Below are 14,401 nucleotides of genomic sequence, written 5' to 3'. Positions count from 1 at the left end.
GCCCAGCCATGACCAGCGACATCCTGCTCGAAGCGCGGGACATCAAGAAGTCCTTCGGCGGCGTCCACGCTCTCAAGGGAGCGTCGATGTCGATGCGCCGCGGCGAGATCACCGCCCTGATCGGCGACAACGGCGCGGGCAAGTCCACCCTCGTCCGCTGCCTCTCCGGGGTGCACCCCGCCGACTCCGGCACCATCACCCTCGACGGCGACGTGGTGCACTTCACCACTCCGCTCGGCGCGCGGGACGGCGGCATCGAGACGGTGCACCAGACCCTCGCCCTGGTCGAGGACCTGACCGTGTGGCAGAACTTCTTCCTGGGCCGCGAGCTCACCAAGGGCGTGCCCGGGGTGCGGTTCCTCGACCGGACCCAGATGAAGAAGACGGCCCAGGAGCTGCTCGGCGACCTCGCCGTGAACGTCCCGCCGGTCACCAGCAAGGTCCGCCGCCTCTCGGGCGGCCAGCGCCAGGCAGTCGCGATCGCCCGGGCCGCGGGCTGGGGCAGCAAGATCGTGATCATGGACGAGCCGACCGCGGCGCTCGGCGTCCAGGAGACGGCGCGCGTCGAGAAGATCATCCTCAAGCTGCGCGACGCCGGAGTGGCCGTGCTGCTGATCAGCCACAACTTCGACCAGGTGATGCGCCTGAGCGACCAGGTGTGGGTGATGCGCGCGGGCCTCGCCGTCGCCGGCCGCCGCACCGCCGAGACCAGCGGCGACGAGCTCGTCTCGCTGATCACGGGCGCGAAGGCCGCCTGATGCACCCCGAGTTCCTGCACCGCGGGAGCACGGAGCGCTCGTCGCCGATCGGGGTCCACGCGGGCCTGCTCGTGGGCGACTGGACGCCGGAGTCGGGGCGCCGCGCCATCGGCACCGCCGCCTCGATCGGCTTCGACCTGATCGAGATCCCGGCGCCCGCCGACCCCGACGCCTCCGCGTGGACCTCCGGCCTGCTCGACGAGCACGGGATCGACGCGGTCGTCTCGCTCGCGCTGGACGCCGACTCCGACATCACCGACCAGATCACGGCCGAGCGCGGCGAGGAGCGGCTCCTGGCGGCCGTGCGGTTCGCCGAGGCGATCGGCGCCCGCTACGTCGGCGGAGTCACCTACTCGGCCATGCGCAAGTACGAGCACGCGGCCGACGCCGCGGCCCGCTCGCGCTCGCTCGACGTGCTGCGGAGGGTCGCCGCGGCCGCCGCTCCCGCCGGCGTCGTCGTCGGAGCGGAGTACGTGAACCGCTACGAGAGCAACCTGCTGAACACGGCCGCCCAGACCGCCGCGTTCCTCCGCGAGCTCGACGCGCCGAACGTGCTCCTGCACCTCGACACGTTCCACGCCCACCTCGAGGAGGTCGACCTCGCGAGCGCCGTCCGCGACGCCGGCGACCTGCTCGGCTACCTCCACGCCTCCGAGAACCACCGCGGAGAGCTGGGCACCGGGAGCACCGACTGGACCGGGCTCGCGGCGGCGCTCGCCGACTCCGGCTACCGCGGCCCGCTCACCCTGGAGAGCTTCTCGCCCGCCGTCCAGCCCCCGGCCTCGGCCGAGGGCATGGGCCTCTGGCGCGAGCTCTGGCACGACCCCGTCGCCCTCGCGACCTCCGGCCACGCGTTCCTCGCGGGCCTGCTCGACACCGACCCCGCGGCCCGACGCCGCCCCTGAACCTCTCGAACCAAGGAGCACCACCATGACCACGAACCCTCTCGGAGTGCACGCCCTCGTCTTCGCCGGCGGCACGACCCCCGACGAAGTGACCGCGACGATCGAGCAGACCAAGGCGGCCGGATTCGACCTGCTGGAGCTCTCGCTGCACGACGTGCAGAACCTCGACACCGCCTCCGCCCGCGCCGCCCTCGAGGCGAACGACCTCGGCATCGTCTGCTCGCGCGGCCTCGCCTTCTCGGCCGACGTCTCCAGCGACGACCCCGAGGTCGTGGCCCGCGGCGCGAAGCTGCTCGCCGACTCCCTCGAGACCACGCACGCGCTCGGCGGCACGCACTTCACCGGCGCCCTCTACAGCGCGCTCGGCAAGTACAGCGCGCCCCTCTCGGCCGCGGGCCGCGCGAACGTCGTCTCGGTGCTGACCGACCTGGCCGCGGAGGCCTCGACGAAGGGGATGACCCTCGGCCTCGAGATCTGCAACCGCTACGAGACCAACGTCATCAACACCGCCGCGGACGCCCTGCGCCTCGCCGACGACATCGGCGCCGACAACGTCCTGATCCACCTGGACACGTACCACATGAACATCGAGGAGGACGACTTCTTCCGCCCGGTGCTGCTGGTCGGGGATCGTCTCGGGTATGTCCACATCGGCGAGAACCACCGCGGCTACCTCGGCAGCGGCCACCTCGACTTCACGACGTTCTTCCACGCCCTCGCCGCGATCGACTACCGCGGGCCCATCACCTTCGAGTCGTTCTCGTCGGCCGTCGTCTCGCCGACCCTCTCGAACGACCTGGCCGTGTGGCGGAACCTCTGGAACGACGGCCCCGCGCTCGCCCGTCACGCCCACGGCTTCCTGGTGAACGCGCTGGAGAGCAGCCGTGGCGAGGCCTGAGACCGAGGTCGCCCCCGAGGTGGAGTGGCCCGGGCTCGATGAGCTGGCCGGGCGCGCCCTCGCGCTGACCTCGCCGGGCCGCCGCGCGATCGTCGCGATCGCCGGCAGCCCCGGCGCCGGCAAGACCACGCTCGCCCGGGCCGTGGTCGCCCGCGCGAACGAGCTCGCGGGGGAGGGGACCGCCGCCTTCGTGCCGATGGACGGCTTCCACCTCGCCAACGCCACGCTCGACGAGCTCGGCCGCCACGACCGCAAGGGCGCCCTCGACACGTTCGACGGCTGGGGATTCCTCGCCCTGGTGCGGAGGCTGCGCGCCGAGACCGACCACGTCGTCTACGCGCCCACCTTCGAGCGCACCGTCGACGAGGGAGTGGCCGGAGCGCTGGCCGTGCACCCCTCCGCGTCGCTCGTCGTGCTGGAGGGCAACTACCTCCTCGTGGACGAGGGCCCGTGGGCGCTGCTGCGCGCCGAGTTCGACGAGGCCTGGTTCTGCGCGACTCCCGAGACCGAGCGCTTCGAGCGCCTGGTCGACCGCCACGTCTCCTTCGGCCGCGCCCCCGAGGCGGCCTCCGCCTGGGCCTCCGAGGTCGACGGGCGGAACGCGGTGCTGATCGAGGCCACGCGCGACCGCGCCGACCTGATCGTGTCGGGGACGGCGGCGGGGGTGGTCTGACGCTCTCCTGCACGTGACGTGCTCTCCTGCGCGCTGGATTCGCGGATTCGGCGAGCACAACGACATCCGGCGTGCAGGAGCGCCGGGATGTGATCCAACGGGCGCGCCCGGTCCGACCGCGCCTACTCCGTCGGGTAGTCGGGCGCGACGAAGACGCAGAACGGGTGGCCGGCCGGGTCCGCGAGGACGTGGAGCGCCTCCTCCGGGTCGTCGCTCCTGTCCTCGATCAGCGCGGCACCGAGAGCGAGGGCGCGGGTCTTCTGCCGGTCGAGCTCGTCGGCGTCCGCGACCATGAAGTCGAGGTGCAGCTGCTGCGGGACGGGTCCCTCCGGCCAGGTCGCGCGCGGCAGGGCGGCCACCCGCTGGAACGTGAGCTTCGCGCCGTCGGCGGTGACGATCGCGACCCACTCCGCCTCGTCGTCGGAGCCGTCCGCGGGCGGCTCGTCGCCGGGACGGTACTCGCCGCCGAGCAGGGCGAGGTAGAAGGCGGAGAGGGCGCGGGCGTCCTCCGTGTCGAGGACGACCTGGCGCAGGCGCATGCGGGCAGGCTACCGCCGGACGGCCCGCACGGGCGCTGCGGATCGTGATCGCCGCACACCGTCGGCTGAGAGCGGGGTCCCTGCCCCGACAAGGCAGGCCGTCCCCTCTCAGCCGAGGTCGTGCAGCCCGCCGCGCGCCGCCCTGCCACTCCGCGCCCGCTTCCTCAACCCCTCCCGGCTCCCGGCCGCGCGCCAGGGCCCGGCGCGTACTGTGGCCGCTGACTCACGACGGCTACGAGGGAGACACCATGACGGAGCAGATCGGAATTCCCGAGGCCGCGGCACTGGGGAGCGAGCAGCGGAGCATCGCGATCCTCGGTGCGGGCGGCGACCTCACCGAGCGGCTGCTGCTGCCGGGCCTGGGCCGGGTGGCCGAGCTCGCGCGCGATATCGAGCTCACGCTGATCGGGGCGGCTCGCACGCCGCAGACCGACGAGGAGTGGCAGGGCCTCGTCCGCCGCAGCCTCGAGGCGGCCGGAGTCGCCGCGCACACGGTCGAGGCGCTCGCGTCGCGCGCGCGCTTCATCGCCACCGACGCCTCCGACCCGGAGCAGCTGAAGGCCCTCCTCGACGCTTGCCCGTCGACCCCGGTGCTCTACGTCGCACTGCCGCCGGCCATGGGGCACAAGGTCGCCGCCTCGCTCGCCGAGCTCGACCTGCCCGAGGAGCTGGTCGTCGCCATCGAGAAGCCGTTCGGCGAGGACCTCGACGACGCGATCGCCCTCAACGCGGCGTTCGCGAAGGTCCTCCCCGAGAGCCGCCTCTGGCGCATCGACCACTTCCTCGGCAACGCGACCGTGCTCGGGATGCTGGGCCTGCGCTTCGGCAACAGCCTGCTCGAGGCGAGCTGGAGCGCCGAGTGGATCGAGAAGGTCGAGATCGTCTACGACGAGACGCTCGGCATCGAGGGGCGCGCGGCCTTCTACGAGAAGACCGGCGCGCTGCGCGACATGCTCCAGAGCCACCTCCTGATGGTGCTCGCGCTGACCACGATGGAGCGCCCCGACGAGGTCACGCCCGACGAGGTCCACGCGCGCATGGCCGAGGTGCTCGGCGCCGTGCGGCTCTGGCGCGACGACCCCTCCTCCGCCCGCCGCGCCCGCTACACCGAGGGCCGCGTCGACGGCCGCTTCTTCCCGTCCTACGTCGACGAGCCCGACGTCGACCCCGAGACCGGCACCGAGACCCTCGCCCAGCTGCTGCTCCAGGTCGACACCCCGCGCTGGGCCGGCGTCCCCTTCGTCCTCCGCTCCGGCAAGGCGATCGGCGACCCGCGCCGGGAGGTGGCGATCCACTTCCGCGCCGCCACGCCCCCGCGCGGCCTGCAGGCGGCCGAGGGCGACGCCGGGACGGTCCTCCGGATCGGCCTCAAGGGCGGCGACGTCAGCCTCGACCTGGTCGTGAACAGCGCCGACGAGCTCACCGACCTCGAGCGCACCACTCTGACGGCGCAGCCCGGCGCGGCCACGCTCGACCCCTACGCGCAGGTCCTCGCCGGGATCCTGCAGGGCGACACCCTGCTCTCGGTCCCGGGCGACGTGGCCGAGCAGTGCTGGCGCATCATCACTCCGGTGCTCTCCGCGTGGGCCGCGGGCGACGCTCCGCTGGACGAGTACGAGGCGGGGAGCGCGGGGCCCGAGGGCTGGTGAGCGCGCGGGCAGAGCCGACCGCTCCCCCCGCCGCCGCGCCTCAGTAGGCGAACTGCCACATGTAGCGGCGTCCCTCCAGCGCGTAGCCCCGGGCCGCGGCCCAGTGGGCGGCGAGCCGGGAGACGAGCGTCGAGTACACGAGCGGTGCGACGAAGGCGCGCTGGGACGCCGCGATCCCGGGCAGCTCCAGCTCGCGGGAGTCCACGTAGTGGGTCGTCCCGCTGTACTGGTCGAGGAAGCTCCGGGCGCGCTCGCCCATCGGCCGCGTCGCGTCCTCCGCCAGGAAGACGAGGGACTGCGTCTCGCCGTCGAACACCTCGAAGGGGCCCTGGAAGAACTCGTCCGCGTTGATCGTCGCGGCGTGCATCCACTGCATCTCCTGCAGGTAGCAGGTGGTGAACGTCTGACCGGGGTTCATGAGCGACCCGGAGGTGATCAGGTAGGTCACCGGGACGTCCTTCATCGCGGCGGCCAGCTCCTCCGCCCTCGGCTCGAAGGCGGCGACCGTGGCGACCATCGCGGACGGCAGGGCGCGGAGCGCCTCGAGCCGATCCGTCACGTCCACCCCGTCGCGGCGCAGGACCGCGAGCGCGAGCAGCTGCAGCACGAGCTGCGTGCCCTGACCGGTCTGCGCGACGAAGGCGGTGTCGAGGGCGAGCGCGAGCGGTCCCTCCTGCTTGAGGGTCACGCCGACCACGGCGGCGCCGCGCTCCTGCGCCCACTCGCCGGCCCGCACGGTCTCGGGGGTCTCGCCGGTGCCCGAGAGCACGACGACGAGAGCGCCGGGGCCGACCGAGGCGGGGGCCCGGAAGAAGAACTCGTCCGAGTTGTAGGAGGCGGCGGACGTGATCGCGGCCGTGTCGAGCAGGTACTGCGCGGCCTGGACGCCCATCAGCGATCCGCCCGCGCCGACCAGGAAGACGCGGTCGACCGCGGGGAGGGAGGCGACGTGGTCGTCGATCCGGCCCCACAGCGACAGAGCGTGCTCCATCGAGGGGGCGATGTCGTCGGGGACGGGGGCGACGGGGCCCGGTCCGAGGTAGGTGCCGTCGGTCATCAGAGTTCTCCTTCTGCGAGGGGGTGGGTCTGGTGGTCGAGGGCGGCGGCCGCGGGCGGGCCGGCCTCCTCGGTGATCTCGATCGGCGCCCCGTAGCCGAAGGCGCCGTGCTCGGTGCAGGTGAACGCGGCCGAGATCGAGGCCGCGGCCATCAGGTCGTCCAGCTCCTCGCCGCGCAGCAGCCCGATGAGCGTGCGGGCGATGAACGAGTCGCCGGCGCCGAGCGTGTCGACGACGCGAGTGGCGACCGGGGTGCTGACGGCCCGGTGGACTCCGTCGGAGAGCACGGCTCCGCGCTCGCCGCGGGTGACGAGGGCCCAGGAGGCGCCGGCGTCGAGGGCGCCGGCGAGCAGGTCCTCGATCTCGTCGTCGCTCCGGCCTCCTCCTGAGAACGAGGCGAGGAAGCAGTGCTGCGCGACGCCGGCGACGGATGCCCGGTCGAACTCGGAGGAGAAGTCGTACGACACGCGCGTCCGCTCGGCGAACGCGCCGAGGTGCTCGTCGAGGAAGCTCGAGGCGCCGACGTGCAGGGCGTCGAAGCCCGCGATCGTGTCGAGGTCGGCGGCCGAGGGGGTGAAGAGCGAGACGCCCTTGCCCGGGTCGAGGAAGACGCGGTCGCCGTCGATCAGGCCGATCCGGCAGTAGGCGGTCCAGCCCTCCTCCTGCCGCAGGCGCGACACGTCGACGCCCTCGGCGGCGAGGGAGGAGCGGAGGAGCCGGCCGGCGGCGTCGTCGGAGACGGCGCCGATGTAGGCGGTCGGGACGCCCTCGCGAGCGGCGTAGACCGACACGTTGACGCAGTTGCCGCCGGGGTACATCAGGCCGTCGGCGGTGTAGCAGTCGACGACGTTGTCACCGACGGCCACGATCCGCGGATCGGCGAGCGGGAGCGGGCGCATCAGGCCGTCACCGCGCTGAACCGCGACGAGCGGAAGGGCCGCAGCAGCGGGCTCGCCTCGCCGGAGAGGATCTCGAGGGCGATCAGCTCGCCGGCGATCAGGCCCAGGGTCGCGCCGCTGTGGGTGAAGAGCGCGTGCAGACCGGGGATCTCCTCGACCGCCCCGAGCACGGGCTCGCCGTCGCCCGGGATCGGCTTCGGGCCGGCTCCGAACGAGTCGAGCTCGAGCCTCGGGTTGCCCGCGAGCACGGCCGACGCCTCCTCGAGGGATTCTGTAGGTGAGTCCGGTCCCAATCGGCTACGTTGAGACCGGACTCACCGCGGTATCGAGGAAGCTACCCCGCGCTGGGAACGAGTGTCAAGGGCAGTGGAGCATCGGATCGGAAGGAGCGTCGTGGCCGAGATCACGAAGCGCAGGCGCGAGGTGACCGTGGCCGATGTGGCCCGGGAGGCCGGCGTGGGCAAGGCCACCGCGGCGCGCGCGCTGGGCAACTACGGCGCCGTCAGTGAGAGCGTCCGTGACCGGGTGCTGGCCGCCGCCGAGCGTCTCGACTACCGGCCGAACGAGCTCGCCCGGAGCATGAACACGGGCAAGTCGAAGACCATCGGCGTCATCGTCGGCGACATCGAGAACGGCTACTTCGGCCTCGCGATGAGGGGCATCACCGACGCCGTCGCCGGAGCGGGCTACGACGTCGTCCTCATCAACACCTCGGAGGACGTCGACACCGAGGTCGACGCCGTGAGGGTGCTCCTGGACAAGCGCGTCGACGGCATGATCGTCTCGCCCGCGTCGTCCTTCCACACGCAGCACCTCCACGACGTCCACGCCACGGGGCGTCCCCTGGTCCTGCTGGACCGGCGGATCGACGGGCTCCCGGTCCCCTCGGTCGGTGTCGAGATCGCCGTGGCCGCCGAGCAGGCGACCGCCGCCCTGCTCGAGGCCGGGCACCGCCGGGTGGCGTTCGTGACGGCGCTCGCCGACCCCGGCGACTGGACGCCGGGCGAGCCCCTTCGCGTGTCCTCCGTGACCGAGCGCCTGTCCGGCATCTCCGCGGCGCTCCGCTCGGCAGGCATCGCGCCCGACCGGGAGCTCATCCACTTCGGCGCGATCGGCTTCGTCGAGGCGGCCGCCGTCCTCGACGACCTCCTCGCGCTCCCCGAGCCGCCCACCGCGATCCTCGCCTCCGACAGCCTCATCGCCCTCGACCTGCTCCGCGCCGCGAGGGCTCGCGGCCTGCGCGTCCCGGACGACCTCTCCTTCGTGATGTTCGACGACTTCCCGTGGGCCGAGCTGATCGATCCGCCCCTGTCGGTGGTGTCGCAGCCGATCTACGACGTGGGAGTCGCGGCCGGCCGCACGATCCTGCGCCTGCTCAGCGGCCGGACGGAGTCGGACGCGGAGCTGCTCGCCGCGACCTTCATCGCCCGAGAGTCCATCGGGCCGGTGGGCGGCGGCGCGCCGGAGGGGCGCGTGGACTGAGGCGTGGTGCCGATGTCGGCAGGCGCTTCTCCGCGGCGTGCCGGAGCGCGGGGGTCCTGCGCCAGTTCGTGCCGCGGTCGCGGCCGTCTCCGTAGGCTCCGACGCATGACTGATCAGGTCCAGGCCGGAGTTCAGCGCGGAGCGGGGCGGGGGACCCTCGCCCACCGGTGGTTCGCGGTCGCGGCCTCCCTGGTCTTCGCCTTCGGCTGGCTGCTGATCCCCGGAGTCGGCTGGCCGATCGGCGCCGTTCTGGTGCTGTGGAGCTCGTCGTGGACCGGCGCCGAGAAGAGGTCGGCGCTGGCGATCCCGCTGGTCGCGGCCGCGCTGGTCGGCAGCGGAGTGGGGCTCGCCTTCGGGCTGCACGCTGTTCCGAGTTCGAGCATGACGATCTGGACCGCGGTGTCTGCCGGGGTGCTGGCGGGCGGCGCGGCGAGCGTGGTTCTGGGGGTCCGGCTGTGCGCCCGGGCGCTCCGCCGGCCTGCAGCGTCGGGAAACCGCTCGCTGTCCGGGGCGGCCTCTGCGCCTCGCGCGCACGACGTCAGCTGAGAGGAGGGGGCGTCGCCCCCTGGGGGAGGCCGCCCTGTCTCAGCTGACGTTGTGGACACCGGCGCTCGCCGACCGGAGGGTCCGCTGGAGTTCCGGTTCCGGCAGCTGCCCGACCCGGAGCGCGCACGACGTCAGCTGAGAGGAGGGGGCGTCGGCTCCTGGGGAGGCCGCCCTGTCTCAGCTGACGTTGTGCGCAGGCCAGTCGAGGCGAGCGCCTCGACGGCGCGAAGGGCGCAGCTCTGCCGGCGTTCTCGCGCGTCGGCAGATCCCGCTCAGCGCCCGCCGGCCCCGCTCGCGTCGTAGCGGAGCCGCACCAGCTCCGAACCCGGCAGGACCGTCGCGTCGAGCAGGCGAAGCCCATGCTGCGGCGCCCCGGAGTAGAGCGGCGACCCGCCGCCCGCGAGCCCCGCGCCGACGAGGACGATCAGCTCGTCCACCAGGCCCTGCTCGAGGAGCGGATTCCAGGTGGTGCCGCTGCCGAACATCAGCAGGTCGCCCCCGTCGGCCCGCTTGAGCCGCTCGATCTCCGACGGACCCTGCTCCCGCGGCACGATCCGCGTGGTGGCGGCCCAGGGAGCCTCCGGATCGGGCGCCAGCGAGTCGCTGATCACGAGCGCGTCGAGCGACGTGACGAGCCGCGCCGTCTCGTGCTCCCGATCGCCCGCCGTCTCGTCAGCGGCGACGGCGCTCCAGCTGTCCCAGTTGTCGCGGAACCAGCGTCCGCCGTAGACGAGAGTGCCCGCGCGGCGCAGCAGCTCGAGGTTGTGGTCGTTGAAGGCGTCCTCGAACGGCAGCGCCGACAGGTCGTGCCCGGGCCCCTCGAAGCGGCCGTCGAGCGAGGTGAGGACGGAGACGACGAGCCTGCTCATGCGGGGGATGCTACTCAGGGGAGGGTGCCGGGTGAAGGGGTGCGGCGGGCCCCGCCACCCTCCTCAGTCCGCCGCCCCCAGCGCCTCCCGCAGCGTCGCCCGCGCCCGCGCGTGGCGGCTCCGCACCGTCGCCGCGCGGAGGGACAGGATCTCGGCCGCCTCGGCGAGGGAGAAGCCATCCCAGTAGACGAGGGTGATGATCTCCTGGTCCACGGGCTTCAGCTGCGCGATCGCGGCGCGCACGTCCTCCGCCGCGTCGTCGGCGGGTGCGGGCGGGGTGACGCGCAGCTCCTCCGCCAGCCGCTCGACCAGCGCGCTCCTCCGAGTCGCGGTGCGGCGCTGGCCCGAGAGCACCCGCCGCGCGACGCCGAACGCCCACATCCGCGCGCGCGTCTCGTCCTCGGGGATCGACCGCTCCTTCCGCCAGAGGATCAGCAGGGTGTCGCTGAGGAGGTCCGCGGCGTCCTCGGGGCTCGCCGTCCGCCGTGCGAAGTAGCGGAGCAGGTCCGGCGCCTCCCGCTCGACCAGGGCCGTGATCTCGGCCTCGCGGTCGCGCGCGGGGGAGCGGACGACGCTCCGGGCCATGGTCGGCGCCGCCTCGCCGGCGCTCATCACAGCTCTCCCGTGCAATCGGTGCTGCCGCCCAGCCCGCCGTCGCCCTCGACGATCGCGCCCTCGGGGATCGTGTCGAGGATGTGGTCGTCCGCCGCGGTGATCCAGGCCCGCCAGCGGATCGTCTCGTCCGAGAGGCCGGGGCCGTCGCTGTTCATGTCCGAGGCCAGCCACGCGGGATCGGTCGTGTAGGCGACCGCGTCGTCGTGGATCCGCTGGCCGACGCCGCTCCAGTCCTGCGCGCGCAGGTAGTCGGTCGCCAAGGTGGTGACCTCGCGGTAGTCGATCTCGCCGTTGAAGTAGTCGATCGAGCAGGTCACGGCCGCGCCGGAGTCGGTGGTGTAGCTGATCGGGATCGTGAAGTCGGGGACGGAGCGGACATCGGTGCCGGCGCTGGTGGCCAGCACGAGACCCGGGACGATCAGGACGGGAGCCGCCAGCCACCACGCCTTCGAGCGCGCGGGCCTGCGGGGCGCGCGCTCGCGGGTCTCGGCGATCACGGCGTTCAGGGCGGTGCGGACGCCGGGCGCCCGGTCGTCGGTCGCGGGGTCGCTGCGGGAGAGCAGGTCGTCGAGTGTGCGTCGCGTCATCGGGTCCATCCTTCGTCGGTCGAGCGTCTACCGAGTACATGGCCGGGTCGAGGTCGAGCGTTGCACGAAGGGAACGGATCCGTGATCCTGCCGCGAGCAGATCGGCCGTTCGGGGGTCTTGCTTGAACGGTATTCCACTGAGACAGTGACGCTGCTCGCACACAGGGTGCGAACGGCCGCCGCTCCGCTAATGGAGTCGATGCTCCGGCACAGGCGCCAGCACCAGACGAGGCCGCGAGGCCCCCGACGACGAGGACCCGACGTGACGCTGCCCTTCGCTTCCTGGAAGCACCCCCGAGCCGCTCGAGCGGTGGCCGCCGTGTCGGCCCTGCTCCTGGTGGGCGCCGGCGCCCTCGCCTCCGTCACTCCGGCCGCCGCGGCGGCGCAGACCGGATGCTTCGACCCCGCCTCGGGCGCCCTGCGTCCGGTCGCGTCGTCGGTGCACTGCGGTTCGGACGGGCAGATCGCGGTCGCCTGGACGACGGACCCGACGTCGTCGGCCGATGCCCGCACGGTGGCTGCGTCGTCGACGGTGAGCACCGGTCCGCGCGGAGCCACCGGTCCGCGTGGAGCGACCGGTCCGCGGGGCGCGACGGGCCCGCGAGGAGCGACGGGTCCTCAGGGGGCGAAGGGTGCTCCGGGCGCGAAGGGCGCGACCGGCGCGAAGGGGGCGACGGGCGCGACCGGAGCGACGGGGCCGCGGGGCGCGACGGGCGCGGCAGGAGCGACGGGGCCGCAGGGAGCGACGGGCGCGGCAGGTGTGGACGGAGCCGCCGGGCCTGCGGGTGCGGACGGTCCGGCGGGAGTCGCGGGAGCGGAGGGGGCTACTGGAGCGACGGGTGCTGACGGCGCGACCGGAGCGACGGGTGCTGATGGTGCGACCGGTGCGACGGGTGCTGATGGTGCGACCGGAGCCACGGGTGCTGACGGAGCGACCGGAGCCACGGGTGCCGATGGAGCGACCGGAGCGACTGGAGCGGACGGTGAGGCGGGCCCGGCCGGTGTCGACGGTGCCGATGGTGCCGACGGCGCGACCGGCGCGACCGGCGCTCGGGGTGAGACAGGTGCTGACGGGGCGAAGGGCGCGACCGGTGCGGTCGGCGCTACCGGAGCAACGGGCGCGACCGGAGCGACGGGTGCAGCTGGAGCGCAGGGTGCCATCGGCGCAACAGGTGCGACCGGTGCCCAGGGCGCGACCGGCGCAACAGGCGCGACCGGCGCGACCGGTGCCCAGGGCGCAGCCGGCGCTGACGGCACCGCGGCCTGGTCGACGGTGACGCAGTGGAGCGACCGGACCGCGTACCGAGTCGGCCCGCCGTCGAGCGTCGTGGTGTTCGGAGGCGGCGCCTACGTCGCCGTGGCCGACAACCGCGCGATCTCCCCGGCCGCCGGCACCGGGGCCTGGGTGCAGATCGCGGCCCCCGGAGCACGAGGTCCGGAGGGCATCGTCGGCCCGCAGGGTCTGCAGGGGCTCCAGGGCCTCCAGGGCGCGCGCGGCGCTGACGGCACGGTCGGCGCCACCGGCCCGACGGGCGCTCAGGGAGTGAAGGGCGATACGGGCGCCGCCGGTCCGCAGGGAGCGAAGGGCGACACCGGTGCCGCCGGTCCGTCGGGCGCCCCGGGCGTGAAGGGCGACACCGGCGCGACCGGCGCTCAGGGACCCGCCGGCCCCGCCGGACCCGCCGGCGCCGCTCCGGAGGACACCTCCCTCGGCTTCCCCGAGGGCTGCACTCCCGCCGGTTCCCCGCTCATCACCTTCGCCTTCGACGCCACGACGATCGCCGTCGACGGGAAGGGCTTCTGCTCCCTGACGGAGTACCTGGGCGGCCGTGCCGACACGACGACCGTCGTCGACATCGACACCGCGACGATCGCGACCGAGCTCGAGAAGGCGCTGAACGCCCGATCGGTGATCCCCCACGTGACCGTGCAGCTCGGCGCCGTCGGCACGTGCGACTCCTCCACGGCGCCCTGCAAGCGGCCCGGCGGGATGACGTACGCCTTCGACTCCGTGACCATCGACGCGCTCAGCATCAGCACGACGGGAGACGGATCCGCGACGTTCCCCCTCATCTGGAAGAAGATGACCGTCTCGAAGGAGGGCTCCCGGCTCGATCCCGTCGTCGACGCGGTCGGCAACGAGCGCTCGACGTCCCGCGGCAGCCTGGGGGTGTCGTGCCGTCCGTCCGAGGGGATCGTCCGGACCCTGACCGTGTCCTCGGTCGGCTCGACGAAGCCGATCCTGTCCACCGCCGTCCTCGGAGGAGCCGAGTGCTTCGACTTCACGCCGGCGGGCAGCACGATCCTCCAGCCTCTGAAGACGACGATCGCCGATCCTCGAGGCGACCTTCTGAGCGTCGCGGAGGGCACCACCCGGCGCGTCGTCCTGACGACCACCGACTCCTCGACCGGGACGACGAGCACCGTCGACCTGACGGCTCAGCGTTCCGGGACGATCAGCGGCGGAGGTGTCAACGGCGACCGGCTCACCGTGACCTGGGTGCCGCTGAAGGTCGCCCAGACGATCACCCCGGCGAGCGGCAGCCCGTCGACCTTCTCGGCGGACTACACGAAGCAGTAGGGCGTGGCGGCGGCGCTCCTCAGGCGGGCCGCCACTCCTCGAGGAACTCGGCGACGGTCTTCGTCTCGAGATCGAGCTCGACCTGGCCGAGCAGGTAGTGGGCGTCGGTGAGATCGGCCTTCACGCGGATGATCTCTGCTCCCGTGTCGAGGCGGAGGACGACGAGGTCGTAGGGCGCGAGGATCCCGCTGCCCAGCGCCATGTCGATGGTGAGTCGGAGCCGCCCGAAGCGCCTCAGCTGCAGCTCGGCACGCAGGTGCTCAGCGGCGACCTCGGGGACGTCGGGAGTGGGGTCGGGCATGGGGGAGACGGTACCGAACCCGTCGGAGCGGACTCCTGGAGG

The 14,401-nt window shown here is 73.3% G+C and carries 16 protein-coding genes; 8 read left to right on the top strand and 8 right to left on the bottom strand.

The window, feature by feature from the left end; genetic code table 11:
- Nucleotides 1-8 precede the first annotated feature (8 nt).
- Genes C5D08_RS01145 through C5D08_RS01130 form a run of 4 tightly spaced genes read left to right on the top strand, consistent with a single transcriptional unit; the run spans nucleotide 9 to nucleotide 3,234 of the window.
- The gene (locus C5D08_RS01145) at nucleotides 9-758 is read left to right on the top strand and encodes an ATP-binding cassette domain-containing protein (protein ID WP_104222715.1); all 750 of its coding nucleotides are present in this window, start codon (nucleotides 9-11) and stop codon (nucleotides 756-758) included.
- Nucleotides 758-1,663 (top strand): sugar phosphate isomerase/epimerase, encoded by a 906-nt coding sequence (locus C5D08_RS01140; RefSeq protein ID WP_104275449.1) that lies wholly within the window; start codon nucleotides 758-760, stop codon nucleotides 1,661-1,663. Before C5D08_RS01145 ends, C5D08_RS01140 begins: the two co-directional genes overlap by 1 nt.
- A gap of 25 nt (nucleotides 1,664-1,688) precedes the next feature.
- The gene (locus C5D08_RS01135) at nucleotides 1,689-2,561 is read left to right on the top strand and encodes a sugar phosphate isomerase/epimerase (RefSeq protein ID WP_104225811.1); all 873 of its coding nucleotides are present in this window, start codon (nucleotides 1,689-1,691) and stop codon (nucleotides 2,559-2,561) included.
- A complete protein-coding gene (locus C5D08_RS01130; protein WP_258065149.1) occupies nucleotides 2,548-3,234 on the top strand; it encodes a nucleoside/nucleotide kinase family protein in 687 nt (228 codons plus the stop codon). The genes C5D08_RS01135 and C5D08_RS01130 overlap by 14 nt, the downstream gene beginning before the upstream one ends.
- 122 nt (nucleotides 3,235-3,356) lie before the next feature.
- On the opposite strand, the gene C5D08_RS01125 is transcribed toward C5D08_RS01130, so the two are convergent.
- Nucleotides 3,357-3,773 carry a VOC family protein gene (locus tag C5D08_RS01125; protein WP_104275448.1) on the bottom strand — a complete coding sequence of 139 codons (417 nt, stop codon included), beginning with the start codon at nucleotides 3,771-3,773 and terminating at the stop codon, nucleotides 3,357-3,359.
- A gap of 248 nt (nucleotides 3,774-4,021) precedes the next feature.
- Between C5D08_RS01125 and C5D08_RS01120 the strand changes: the two genes are divergently transcribed.
- Entirely contained in the window at nucleotides 4,022-5,422 is a 1,401-nt protein-coding gene (locus C5D08_RS01120) for a glucose-6-phosphate dehydrogenase (protein ID WP_104275447.1), read from the top strand.
- Nucleotides 5,423-5,462: 40 nt separating this feature from the next.
- Here C5D08_RS01120 and C5D08_RS01115 read toward each other — a convergent pair whose 3' ends face one another.
- The 3 genes from C5D08_RS01115 to C5D08_RS01105 are packed head-to-tail and all read right to left on the bottom strand — an operon-like array spanning nucleotide 5,463 to nucleotide 7,671.
- Nucleotides 5,463-6,479, bottom strand: coding sequence for an SIS domain-containing protein (locus C5D08_RS01115; RefSeq protein WP_104275446.1), 1,017 nt, complete (start codon nucleotides 6,477-6,479; stop codon nucleotides 5,463-5,465).
- Entirely contained in the window at nucleotides 6,479-7,378 is a 900-nt protein-coding gene (locus C5D08_RS01110) for a PfkB family carbohydrate kinase (protein WP_104275445.1), read from the bottom strand. The genes C5D08_RS01115 and C5D08_RS01110 overlap by 1 nt, the downstream gene beginning before the upstream one ends.
- A complete protein-coding gene (locus C5D08_RS01105; RefSeq protein ID WP_258067180.1) occupies nucleotides 7,378-7,671 on the bottom strand; it encodes a hypothetical protein in 294 nt (97 codons plus the stop codon). Before C5D08_RS01105 ends, C5D08_RS01110 begins: the two co-directional genes overlap by 1 nt.
- 100 nt (nucleotides 7,672-7,771) lie before the next feature.
- Between C5D08_RS01105 and C5D08_RS01100 the strand changes: the two genes are divergently transcribed.
- Both C5D08_RS01100 and C5D08_RS01095 read left to right on the top strand, forming a co-directional pair.
- The gene (locus tag C5D08_RS01100; RefSeq protein WP_104275444.1) at nucleotides 7,772-8,860 is read left to right on the top strand and encodes a LacI family DNA-binding transcriptional regulator; all 1,089 of its coding nucleotides are present in this window, start codon (nucleotides 7,772-7,774) and stop codon (nucleotides 8,858-8,860) included.
- 105 nt (nucleotides 8,861-8,965) lie between these two features.
- Complete coding sequence (locus tag C5D08_RS01095; RefSeq protein ID WP_104275443.1) at nucleotides 8,966-9,406, top strand: hypothetical protein; 441 nt, start codon at nucleotides 8,966-8,968, stop codon at nucleotides 9,404-9,406.
- A gap of 272 nt (nucleotides 9,407-9,678) precedes the next feature.
- Here the strand turns inward: C5D08_RS01095 and C5D08_RS01090 are convergent, their stop codons facing one another.
- From C5D08_RS01090 to C5D08_RS01080, 3 genes are all read right to left on the bottom strand, one after another.
- On the bottom strand, nucleotides 9,679-10,275 hold the full coding sequence (locus C5D08_RS01090) for a dihydrofolate reductase family protein (RefSeq protein WP_104275442.1): 597 nt from the start codon (nucleotides 10,273-10,275) through the stop codon (nucleotides 9,679-9,681).
- Nucleotides 10,276-10,338: 63 nt separating this feature from the next.
- Complete coding sequence (locus C5D08_RS01085; protein ID WP_219815132.1) at nucleotides 10,339-10,887, bottom strand: RNA polymerase sigma factor; 549 nt, start codon at nucleotides 10,885-10,887, stop codon at nucleotides 10,339-10,341.
- The gene (locus C5D08_RS01080) at nucleotides 10,887-11,477 is read right to left on the bottom strand and encodes a hypothetical protein (RefSeq protein ID WP_104275441.1); all 591 of its coding nucleotides are present in this window, start codon (nucleotides 11,475-11,477) and stop codon (nucleotides 10,887-10,889) included. Before C5D08_RS01080 ends, C5D08_RS01085 begins: the two co-directional genes overlap by 1 nt.
- 1,273 nt (nucleotides 11,478-12,750) lie before the next feature.
- Here C5D08_RS01080 and C5D08_RS17480 point away from each other — a divergent pair.
- Nucleotides 12,751-14,058, top strand: coding sequence for a collagen-like protein (locus C5D08_RS17480; protein WP_219815131.1), 1,308 nt, complete (start codon nucleotides 12,751-12,753; stop codon nucleotides 14,056-14,058).
- Between the two features lie 19 nt (nucleotides 14,059-14,077).
- On the opposite strand, the gene C5D08_RS01070 is transcribed toward C5D08_RS17480, so the two are convergent.
- On the bottom strand, nucleotides 14,078-14,359 hold the full coding sequence (locus C5D08_RS01070; protein WP_104275440.1) for a hypothetical protein: 282 nt from the start codon (nucleotides 14,357-14,359) through the stop codon (nucleotides 14,078-14,080).
- Nucleotides 14,360-14,401 lie beyond the last annotated feature (42 nt).

The sequence above is a fragment of the Rathayibacter sp. AY1B6 genome (assembly GCF_002932755.1).
Lineage (GTDB): Bacteria > Actinomycetota > Actinomycetes > Actinomycetales > Microbacteriaceae > Rathayibacter.
The sequence above is the reverse complement of the archived record's forward strand: the minus strand, read 5'-3'. Positions and strand labels throughout refer to the sequence as shown.

Excerpts from the sequence above, each read along its gene's own strand:
- C5D08_RS01140 (WP_104275449.1), top strand. The coding sequence starts at position 758 with ATGCACCCCGAGTTCCTGCACCGCGGGAGCACGGAGCGCTCGTCGCCG.
- C5D08_RS01145 (WP_104222715.1), top strand. The coding sequence starts at position 9 with ATGACCAGCGACATCCTGCTCGAAGCGCGGGACATCAAGAAGTCCTTC.
- C5D08_RS01125 (WP_104275448.1), bottom strand. The coding sequence starts at position 3,773 with ATGCGCCTGCGCCAGGTCGTCCTCGACACGGAGGACGCCCGCGCCCTC.
- C5D08_RS01115 (WP_104275446.1), bottom strand. The coding sequence starts at position 6,479 with ATGACCGACGGCACCTACCTCGGACCGGGCCCCGTCGCCCCCGTCCCC.
- C5D08_RS01080 (WP_104275441.1), bottom strand. The coding sequence starts at position 11,477 with ATGACGCGACGCACACTCGACGACCTGCTCTCCCGCAGCGACCCCGCG.
- C5D08_RS01110 (WP_104275445.1), bottom strand. The coding sequence starts at position 7,378 with ATGCGCCCGCTCCCGCTCGCCGATCCGCGGATCGTGGCCGTCGGTGAC.
- C5D08_RS01135 (WP_104225811.1), top strand. The coding sequence starts at position 1,689 with ATGACCACGAACCCTCTCGGAGTGCACGCCCTCGTCTTCGCCGGCGGC.
- C5D08_RS01090 (WP_104275442.1), bottom strand. The coding sequence starts at position 10,275 with ATGAGCAGGCTCGTCGTCTCCGTCCTCACCTCGCTCGACGGCCGCTTC.
- C5D08_RS01095 (WP_104275443.1), top strand. The coding sequence starts at position 8,966 with ATGACTGATCAGGTCCAGGCCGGAGTTCAGCGCGGAGCGGGGCGGGGG.
- C5D08_RS01070 (WP_104275440.1), bottom strand. The coding sequence starts at position 14,359 with ATGCCCGACCCCACTCCCGACGTCCCCGAGGTCGCCGCTGAGCACCTG.
- C5D08_RS01085 (WP_219815132.1), bottom strand. The coding sequence starts at position 10,887 with ATGAGCGCCGGCGAGGCGGCGCCGACCATGGCCCGGAGCGTCGTCCGC.
- C5D08_RS01120 (WP_104275447.1), top strand. The coding sequence starts at position 4,022 with ATGACGGAGCAGATCGGAATTCCCGAGGCCGCGGCACTGGGGAGCGAG.